Genomic DNA, 8,900 nt, shown 5'->3' with positions numbered 1-8,900 from the left:
CCCTCGGGGTAGCCGGTGGGTGCGGGCTCGTGGGCGGACGGGGGGTCGCCGACCGGGGTGAGTACGTCGGTGTCCACTGAGGGGCCGGAGGGGCAATCCGAGGTGGTCATGGCCGGATCGTAATCCGGTGGGGTGCGGGTTCCCGCAGGTCACTCGGCATGCCCCCGTATCGGTGTCCGAGGGGGTTGTTAGACTCTGGCCTGTCCCGCACCCCCGATCCGGGCACTCGTTCGCCCGCATCGCCGCACGCCACCGCACAGCGACCTCTGCCGCGCCGGGCAGGAAGGAGCCATGAGCCCCGTCCTCGCGATCGCCTCGGCCGGCCTGGCTACGCTTCTCGCGTGGCCGCTCACGAGGTGGCTCGGGCGCGGTGCGGGATGGCCGCTCGCAGCGCTCTACCTCCTGGGCGCGTTCGCCCTCCTGTCGCCGCTCTCGCTGGCCCTGTCGGGGATGCCCACCGAGGTGGTGCGGATCCCCTGGGTGCCGGCCCGCCACTGGACCCTGGACCTGTTCGCCGATCCCACCGGACTGCTCTTCGCGATGCTCGCGCTGGTGATCGGCGCTGTGGTGTTGATCTACTCGTCGTCGTACCTGTCCGGCGGTGAGGCGCACGGCGACGGCCGGGCCCGGACGCGCGGCCCACAGCACTACGGCTTCTTCCAGCTCATGACCCTGTTCACGGTCTCGATGCTGGGACTCGTGCTCACCGACTCCATGGTGCTGCTGTACGTGTGCTGGGAGCTCACGTCGCTCGCGTCGTTCGCGCTGATCGCCAACTCGGGCCGCCCCGCGTACGCCTCCGCCTTCCGCACGCTCACCGTGACGGTCGTCGGCGGGCTGGTGCTGCTGGGCGCGCTCGTGGCCATGTGGATCCGCACCGGCACCACCTCGATCTCCGAGGCCCTGTCCCACGACGTCTGGTACACCGATCCCGGGTTCACCGCGGCGGTCGCCGTGGCGCTCGCGGTGGCCGCGTTCACCAAGTCCGCGCAGTTCCCGTTCCACTTCTGGCTGCCCGACGCCATGGCCGCGGCGACCCCCGTGAGCGCGTATCTCCACGCCGCGGCGGTCGTGAAGGCCGGCATCTTCCTGTTCATGCGCTTCTCCCCCGCCTTCCACGACGTCCCCGTCTGGAACGCCCTGCTCGTGTCCGTGGGCATGGGCACGGCCGTGATGGCGGCCGTGTTCGCGCTGCAGAAGACCGACCTCAAGCAGCTCATGGCCTACTCGACCGTGAGCCAGCTGGGGTGGATCACCGCGGCGATCGGCGTGGGAACGCAGGAGGCGCTCGCCGCCGCCGCGCTGCACACCGTCGCCCACGCCCTGTTCAAGTCCGGCCTGTTCATGCTCGTCGGCGTGATCGACCACGAGGCGGGCGCGCGCGACATCCGCGACCTGGGCCCGCTGTGGCGGCGCATGCCGTGGGCGTTCGGCGCCACCGTGCTGGGCGCGGCCGCCATGGCCGCCGTCCCGCCGACCCTCGGCTTCGTGTCCAAGGAGTCCATGCTCATCGCGTTCGGCGACGTCGCCGGCGGGCAGCCGGTCGCGGTCACCGCGCTGCTGGCCGCCGCGGTGATCGGGGCGATCCTCACCTTCCTCTACTGCGCGCGGATCGTGCTGGGCGGGTTCCTCGGCGCCTACCGCGATCCCTCGCGTCCCGCGAAGGACGTGGGGGAGGTCCACGAGGCGCCGGTCAGCCTGTGGCTGCCCGCGGCCCTGCCCGCCGCGATCGGACTACCGCTCGCACTCGTGGTGGGGATCTTCGACGCGCCCATGACCGCCGTCGCCAAGGCGGCCGCGGGGCCGTTCGGATGGCAGCCGGTGGAGCGGGGATTCGCCGAGTACCGCGGCCTGCCCGCCGGCGCCGACGAGGCGGATCTGCTCTTCGAGGCCCACTTCGTCCTGTGGCACGGGCTCACCCTCGAGGTCGGGCTCACCGCTCTGATCCTCGTGGTCGGCGCTTTGCTGGTGTGGCGCCGCCGCGCGGTCGACCGCCTGCTGGACCGAGAGCTGCTGCCGTTCACCGGCGCCTCCGTGCTGGAGTCCCTGACCTCCGCCGTCACCCGCGCCGGGCGCGCCCTCGTCCGGCCCACCGCGTCGGATTCGCCCGCCCGTCACGCCGGCGCGCTGCTGGCCGTCCTCACCGTCTACGCGGTCGGGATCGGCGGATGGGCACTGGCCACCGGCACGACGATCCCCCCGCGCGTCGGGGGACTCGACAGGTCGATCGACGTCGTCCTGCTCATCGTCGTGATCGTCGGCGTCCTCGGACTGTGCGCCGCCCACTCCCGGCTCGCCGCGGCCGTGCTGCTGTCCGCGGTCGGCATCGCCGTGACCATCCAGATCTTCGGACTCGGGGCACCCGATGTCGGCATGACCCAACTCCTGGTCGAGGCCCTCACCGTCATCATGTTCGTGCTGGTCCTTCGGCGCCTGCCCCGCGATTTCATCGCCGCCTCCCGCCCCCGGAACACCGCTGCCATCATCCTGGCCGTGCTGTCGGGGATCACGGCCACCATCGGCGTCCTCGTCTTCACCGGACGCCGCGAGCGGTCCCCGGTCGGCATGTACCTGCTGGAGAACGGGCCGGAGATCACCGGCGGCAGCAACGTCGTCAACACCATCCTGGTGGAGTTCCGTGCGCTCGACACCTTCGGCGAGGTCGCCGTTCTGGGTGTCGCCGGCATCGCGATCCTCGGGGTCCTCGGCTCGGTGCGGGCCACCGCCCTGGCCATCGACCCGCCGCCCGCCGCCGACCCGCTGCCGGGCACCGTGCAGAGCACCGGGACCGCGGCGGAGGCGCTGGAGGACGCCACCCGCAACACCGTGCCGCTGAAGCTGCTCGCGCGCGCCGTGACGCCGATCCTCGGTGTGGTCTCCGTGATGCTGCTGTGGCGCGGCCACAACGAGCCCGGCGGCGGGTTCATCGCGGCCCTCGTCGCCGCCTGCGCGTTCGCGTTGATCTATCTCGCCCGTGAGTCGGACCGCCCGGTGAGCCGGCCGTCCACCCCGGTCGCGCTCATCGGCGGCGGACTCGTCGTGGCGGGTCTCACCGGCATCGGTGGTTACTTTCTCGGGCAGTTCCTCCAGCCCGCCCGCTGGTACGTGGCGGGACAGCACCTGTCGAGCGCCCTCATCTTCGATCTCGGCGTCTTCGCCGGCGTGCTCGGCCTGGTCATGACCGCCTTCAACACGCTCGGCGCGGGACGCGCACCCATCGAGGTGGTCCCCGGCCCGGATGAGCCCGACACCGGTCGGCGTGTGAGCGCGCGCGGTCGCCGGGCCCGGCAGGACGCGAGCCCCGGCCGGGATCGTGACGGGGATCGCGGCGAGGGCCGCGGCGTCGAGGAGGTCGCCCCGTGACGATCGCGATCATGATCGGCGTCCTCACCGCGGGCGGCGTCTACCTGATGATGCAGCGCGGCATGGTCCGCGTGGTCTTCGGGCTGTCGCTCATCAGCCATGCCGTCAACCTCGCGCTCCTCAGCGCCGGGGTCGCCGCGTGGCGCGCCGAGCCGCTGGAGGGCGTCAACGGGCTCGACGTCTCCGCCGACCCGCTCCCCCAGGCCTTCGTCCTCACCGCGATCGTCATCACTCTCGCGGTGACCGTGTTCATGCTCTCCCTCGCCGTGGTGAGTCGCGACGACGACACCCACAACGTCCCGCCGACCGGTGAGGAGCCCGCGCCGTGACCGCCCTGTTGCTGCCGCTGCTGGCCGCCATCCCGGTGATGGCCGCCGCCGTGACCGCGATCCTGCCGTCGCGCACGGTCGGCCGACTCGTGACCCTGACCGTCCCGGCGGCCACCGCGGTGGCGGGTGTCGCGCTCCTCGTGCGACACCGATCCGAGCCCGTCATCGCCGGCTCGGTCGGCGGGTTCGTCCCCGGCGTCGCGATCCCGTTCGTCTCGGACACCTTCACCGCCCTGATGCTGGTCGCCACGGGCGTGGTCGCGCTAGCGTCGTTGATCTTCTGTGACCGCACCGGGGAGTTCGGCCGCAGCCGCTACTTCGCACCGCTCGCGCTGCTGCTCCTCGCGGGGGCCAACGGCGCCCTGCTCACCGGCGACCTGTTCAACCTCTTCGTCTTCGTCGAGGTCATGCTGCTGCCCTCGTACGCCCTCATCGCGATGACGGGCACGTGGCGGCGCCTCGGCGTCGGCCGGTTGTTCGTCGTCATCAACCTCCTCACCTCGACACTGCTTCTCGCCGGCGTCGGCTTCGTCTACGCGTCCGCGGGCACCGTCAACCTCGCCGTACTCGCAGGTGCCGCGCAGGAGGACGGACGCGTCGCCGCCGCGGTGAGTGTCGTGCTGATCGCGCTCTGCATCAAGGCCGGTGCCGTGCCGGTCCACGGCTGGCTGCCGCGCGCCTACCCCGGGACCTCCTCCGGCGTCATGGCGCTGTTCTCGGCACTGCACACCAAGGTCGCCCTCTACGCGGTCATCCGCATCTGGGCGACCGTGTTCGACCTCGACCCCGCGTGGGGGCGGGTCCTGCTGGTGGTCGCGCTCGTGACCACCTTGTGGGGCGCCGTCGCCTCGGCCTCCCCGGTCGGGGTCCGCGAGATCCTCGCGTGGCAGATGGTCTCGGGCGTCGGCGTCATCCTCGCCGCCCTGGCCGTCGCGCAAGCCCCCGGCGGGGCGATCGTCTACATGATCCACCACATGGTGACCATCGGCGCGTTGGTGATGCTGTTCGGCGCCGCCGAGCACGTCTACCGCAGCGGGCAGCTCGGCGGGCTGTCCGGGCTGTGGTACCGCGATCGCCCGCTGGCCGTCCTCATCGTGATCGCGATCGCGGCCCTCGTCGGACTGCCCCCCACCTCGGGACTGATCGGCAAGCTCGAGGTCGTCGACGCCGCCCTCGGGGCGGGCGGCGCGTGGGGGGTCGTCACCGTCGTCGTCGTCCTCGTCGCCTCCCTCATCGGCCTCGTCGCCATGCTCCGGCTGTGGCGCGGCACCATGTGGGGCGGTCCGTCGCTCGGACACACGGGTGACGCCGATCCCTGCGACGAGGACGAGGAGGGCGACGAGGACGGCGATGAAGCCCGCCCGGCTCCCCGCGTGCCCGCGGGACTGCTCGTGCCCGGCGGTGCACTCGCCGCCGTGTCCGTGGTGTTCTTCCTCGGCTACGGAGCGGTCGCGCCCGAGGTGGACCGGGCGGTCACCGGCCTCGTCGACACCGACGCCTACGTCACGGCCGTCCTCGACGGACCGGAGGCCGTGACGGAGTCGACGATCGGGGGCGCCTCGTGATCCGCCGCGTGCTCCGCGCCCCGCTCGTCCTGGGCTGGCTGCTGTGGAACGTCGTCCTGTCGTCGTGGGCGCTGGCCAAGGAGGCCGTCACCCCAGGCCCCATCGGCACCCCGGTGCTGGTGCGGTACCCCATGCGCTGCCGCACCGACGTGGAGATCACCGCGCTGGCCTGGGCCATCACCGTCACGCCGGGAACTCTCGTGACGGTCATCGGCGACGACGAGATGTGGGTCCACGTGGTGCTGGGCGGTCCACGGGAGGAGATGATTGAATTGCTCGGTCAGACGGAGAACCGGGTGCTGTCCGTCCTGCGAGGTGATGACGCGTGAGTCCGCTCCTGACGGTTCTTCTGGGGGCGTCGACCGTGATCGTCGTCGCGAGCATGGTGGTCGCGGCCGTCCGGGCCGTGCGCGGGCCCGGAGACGCCAACCGCGCCGTCATGGCCGATCTGAGCTACTTCTGCGCGGTGGCGCTGTTCGTGCTGTTCGTCATCCGCCAGGGGTCGGCGGTGGCGCTGGACGTCGTCATGCTCGGCTCCCTCATCGGGATCCTCTCGACCGTCGCGCTCGCGCGGTTGCTCTCCCGGGGACAACGGTGATCGCGATGGACACCTCGATGATCACGGACCTGCTGATCGGCGTCCTGGCCCTGCTCGGGTCACTGTGTTTCCTGGTGGCCGCGGTGACCATGTCACGCGCCGGCGACGCGCTGACCCGCATCAACATCCTGTCCGTGGCGACCGGCCTGGGCATGATGCTGTTCATCCTGTCGGCGTACGTGCACGAGCTGACCACCGGGTTCACCTGGATGGCGACCCTCATGGCACTGGTGGCGCTCGGCGCGACGGTGGTCGTCACCACGGTCGCCTCCATCACCCTGGCCCGGGCCGCCTACCGCGCCGACGGCCGGCTCGACCCGCTGACCGCCTACGACGACATCGCCGACGAGGGGTGACATGACCGGGCCAGATGATGCGCGTTCGCCGGGAGCGGTGACCGTCCGCGACCCGGCCGAGGCCGCACGACGGCTCGACGCCCTCATCGGCGCAGGGGATCTGCACGCCGCGGCCGAGATGGTCGAGGCTCTGCCGCCCTCGCTGGTCGTGGATGTCCTCGAGCGCAGTGGCGCCAGGGACCGGGCCGTCGTCTTCCGGCTCCTGCCCAAGGGCACCGCCCTGGTGGTCTTCGAGGCGCTCGACCCGCCGCTGCAGTCCGAGCTGATCCGGGAACTGCACGCGGACCGTGTCAACCAGCTCTTCACCGATCTCGACCCCGACGACCGCGCCGGGCTCGTCGACGAGCTCCCCGCCCACGTGGCCACGCGGCTCCTGCGGGAGCTCGACCACGACGAGCAGGCGCTCACCGCGGCGGTGCTCGACTACCCCACCGGCTCGGTGGGCCGACGGATGAGCCCGGAGTTCGTCTCCACCCACCCCGACGTCACCGCCGGCGAGACCCTCGAGCGGGTCCGGCGACGGATCGACCAGGCGGAGACGATCTACGCGATCCCCGTCACCGACGACCAACGGCGCCTGGTGGGGATCGTGGGACTGCGCGCGATCATGCGTGCGGAGCCGGGCACGCCGGTGCGTGAACTCATGAACCCGGCGATCACCGCACGCGCCCGCGAATCCGCCGAGGCGGCCGCACGCCGTTCCGCGGACGAGCGCCTCATCGCCCTCCCGATCGTCGATGACGAGGACCGGCTGGTAGGCATCCTCACCTTCGACGACGCACTGCGGATCCTCGAGGACGCCGAGACCGAGGACACCGCACGTGCCGGTGGCTCCGAACCGCTCCGGCGCCCCTACCTCGCCACGCCCGTGCGGACGCTGGTGCGTTCCCGCGTCGTGTGGCTGCTCGTGCTGGCGTTCGGCGCCGCGCTGACGGTGCAGGTCCTCGAGGTGTTCGAGGCGACCATCGAGCAGGTGGTGGCGCTGTCGTTGTTCGTCCCGCTCATCATCGGCACCGGCGGCAACACCGGCAACCAGGCCGCCACCACCGTCACCCGTGCGCTCGCGCTCGGCGACGTGCGCCCACGCGACGCCCTGCGGGTGCTCGGCCAGGAGATCCGGGCCGGGTTCACCCTCGGACTCGTCCTGGGTGCGGTGGGCTTCGCGGTCACCGGGCTCGTCTACGACGCCGACCTCGGCCTCGTCATCGGGCTCACTCTGCTAGCGTTGTGCACGATCGCCGCGACGGTCGGCGGGCTCATGCCGCTGCTCGCCCAGGCCGTCCGCGCGGACCCGGCCGTGTTCTCCAACCCGTTCATCACCACATTCGTCGATGCCACGGGGCTGGTCGTGTACTTCCTCATAGCGCGGGCCGTCCTGGGCCTGTAAGCAGGAGAGAAGGAGGTGACGCGAGCAATGGACGGTGTGCAGGTGGCGCTGCAACTCCTCGTGGTCGCTCTCGTCATCAACATCCTGGCGTGCCTCGTGCGGGTCGTGCGTGGTCCCACATACCGCGACCGGGTGACGGGCGTGGTGCTGGCGGGCACCACCGGCGCGGCGCTGCTGTGCACCCTGTCCGTTCTGTCAGGCGCCCCGGCGGTGCGGTCGGCCGCCCTGGCCCTGGTGGCGCTCGCTCTGGTCGTCACGGTCACGATCGTCACCGCGGAACCGGGGGGCCGATGACCGACACGCTGCACGTGGCCCGCGACGTCGCGGTGATCCTGTCCGCCGCGGCGGGCCTACTGTTCTTCACCGCCGGGACCGTGGGGCTGCTCCGCTTCCCCGACCTGCGCAGCCGGCTGCACGCCGTCACCAAGGCCGACACGCTCGGACTCGGGTTCGTCATGCTCGCCCTGGCCCTGGCGTCCGACAGCCTCTGGGCCGCGGCGGCGTTTCTCCTGGTGTGGGTCCTCGGCATGGGTGCGGCCGCGGTCGGGGCGACCCTGCTCGGTTCCGACAGGGAGGCGTCGCCGTGACCGCCCCGGGAATCCTCGACCTCACCGTGGGCGGCGCGGTGATCACGGCCGCGGCGGTGGCGCTGCTCGTGCGCGACCGCCTCGCATCGGTGGTGACGTTCATCCTCCTCGGCGGGCTGCTGGCGGCCCTGTGGGCTTCGGTGCGTGCCCCGGACGTCGCCCTGGCCGAGGCGGCGATCGGGACGGGCGTCACCTCGGCCCTGCTCGTCGACGCCCTCGCCAATCGCCGGTCCTCCGAGGCGACTACGGGGCGGGGCCGGGGACGGATCATCGCGTGGGCCGCGGCCGCGTTCGGCGGGGCCGGCCTCGTCGTCGGCCTCGTCTCCGGAGTCCTCTCCGCCAACGACTCCGGCGACGCCGCCCCGCTCACCGGCGTGGTCGATGAGGCCATGCCCTCGGCGGCGGTGGGGCACGACATCACCGCCGTGCTCCTGGACTTCCGCGCCTACGACACGTTGCTGGAGGTGGCGGTGCTGCTCGTCGCGGTGGTGGGTGCCTACGCGCTCGCCTCGGCGGCCCCGCCCGGGTCCGCACCGGCGGCGCGCGACGCCGGGTCCACCACCCGCCCTCCCGGGACACTCGTGGACTTCCTCCGCGTGGCCTCGCCCGTCCTGCTTCTGCTGGCCGCCTGGTTGCTGTTCGCCGGCGCCTACCAACCCGGCGGCGCGTTCCAGGGCGGGGCGATGCTGGCCGGCACGGCGATCCTCGCCGCCGG

The 8,900-nt window shown here is 72.2% G+C and carries 10 protein-coding genes; all 10 read left to right on the top strand.

Annotated elements, in window-relative coordinates:
* Nucleotides 1–291: 291 nt before the first annotated feature.
* Nucleotides 292–3,363 (top strand): hydrogen gas-evolving membrane-bound hydrogenase subunit E, encoded by a 3,072-nt coding sequence (gene mbhE, locus HMPREF3086_RS14500; protein WP_070722578.1) that lies wholly within the window; start codon nt 292–294, stop codon nt 3,361–3,363.
* A complete protein-coding gene (locus tag HMPREF3086_RS14495; RefSeq protein ID WP_061227543.1) occupies nt 3,360–3,692 on the top strand; it encodes a sodium:proton antiporter in 333 nt (110 codons plus the stop codon). Before mbhE ends, HMPREF3086_RS14495 begins: the two co-directional genes overlap by 4 nt.
* On the top strand, nt 3,689–5,257 hold the full coding sequence (locus tag HMPREF3086_RS14490; protein ID WP_061227544.1) for a proton-conducting transporter transmembrane domain-containing protein: 1,569 nt from the start codon (nt 3,689–3,691) through the stop codon (nt 5,255–5,257). The genes HMPREF3086_RS14495 and HMPREF3086_RS14490 overlap by 4 nt, the downstream gene beginning before the upstream one ends.
* Before the next feature lie 8 nt (nt 5,258–5,265).
* On the top strand, nt 5,266–5,586 hold the full coding sequence (locus HMPREF3086_RS14485) for a Na+/H+ antiporter subunit E (protein WP_168169102.1): 321 nt from the start codon (nt 5,266–5,268) through the stop codon (nt 5,584–5,586).
* On the top strand, nt 5,583–5,855 hold the full coding sequence (locus HMPREF3086_RS14480) for a monovalent cation/H+ antiporter complex subunit F (RefSeq protein WP_061227546.1): 273 nt from the start codon (nt 5,583–5,585) through the stop codon (nt 5,853–5,855). Before HMPREF3086_RS14485 ends, HMPREF3086_RS14480 begins: the two co-directional genes overlap by 4 nt.
* A gap of 5 nt (nt 5,856–5,860) precedes the next feature.
* The gene (locus HMPREF3086_RS14475; RefSeq protein WP_063935410.1) at nt 5,861–6,211 is read left to right on the top strand and encodes a cation:proton antiporter; all 351 of its coding nucleotides are present in this window, start codon (nt 5,861–5,863) and stop codon (nt 6,209–6,211) included.
* 1 nt (nt 6,212) lies between these two features.
* Complete coding sequence (mgtE, locus tag HMPREF3086_RS14470) at nt 6,213–7,598, top strand: magnesium transporter (RefSeq protein ID WP_061914127.1); 1,386 nt, start codon at nt 6,213–6,215, stop codon at nt 7,596–7,598.
* A 27-nt stretch (nt 7,599–7,625) separates the two neighbouring features.
* Complete coding sequence (locus tag HMPREF3086_RS14465) at nt 7,626–7,892, top strand: MrpF/PhaF family protein (protein ID WP_061914125.1); 267 nt, start codon at nt 7,626–7,628, stop codon at nt 7,890–7,892.
* Nucleotides 7,889–8,185: a cation:proton antiporter gene (locus HMPREF3086_RS14460; protein ID WP_061914123.1), complete on the top strand. Its 297-nt coding sequence runs from the start codon at nt 7,889–7,891 to the stop codon at nt 8,183–8,185. The genes HMPREF3086_RS14465 and HMPREF3086_RS14460 overlap by 4 nt, the downstream gene beginning before the upstream one ends.
* Nucleotides 8,182–8,900: hydrogenase subunit MbhD domain-containing protein (locus HMPREF3086_RS14455; protein WP_070722576.1), on the top strand; the 719-nt coding region annotated here is incomplete at its 3' end. The genes HMPREF3086_RS14460 and HMPREF3086_RS14455, both read left to right, overlap by 4 nt.

It is taken from the genome of Dietzia sp. HMSC21D01, from assembly GCF_001815995.1.
Lineage (GTDB): Bacteria > Actinomycetota > Actinomycetes > Mycobacteriales > Mycobacteriaceae > Dietzia > Dietzia cinnamea.
Note: the sequence above shows the minus strand (reverse complement) of the source record. Positions and strands in the feature narration are given on the sequence as shown.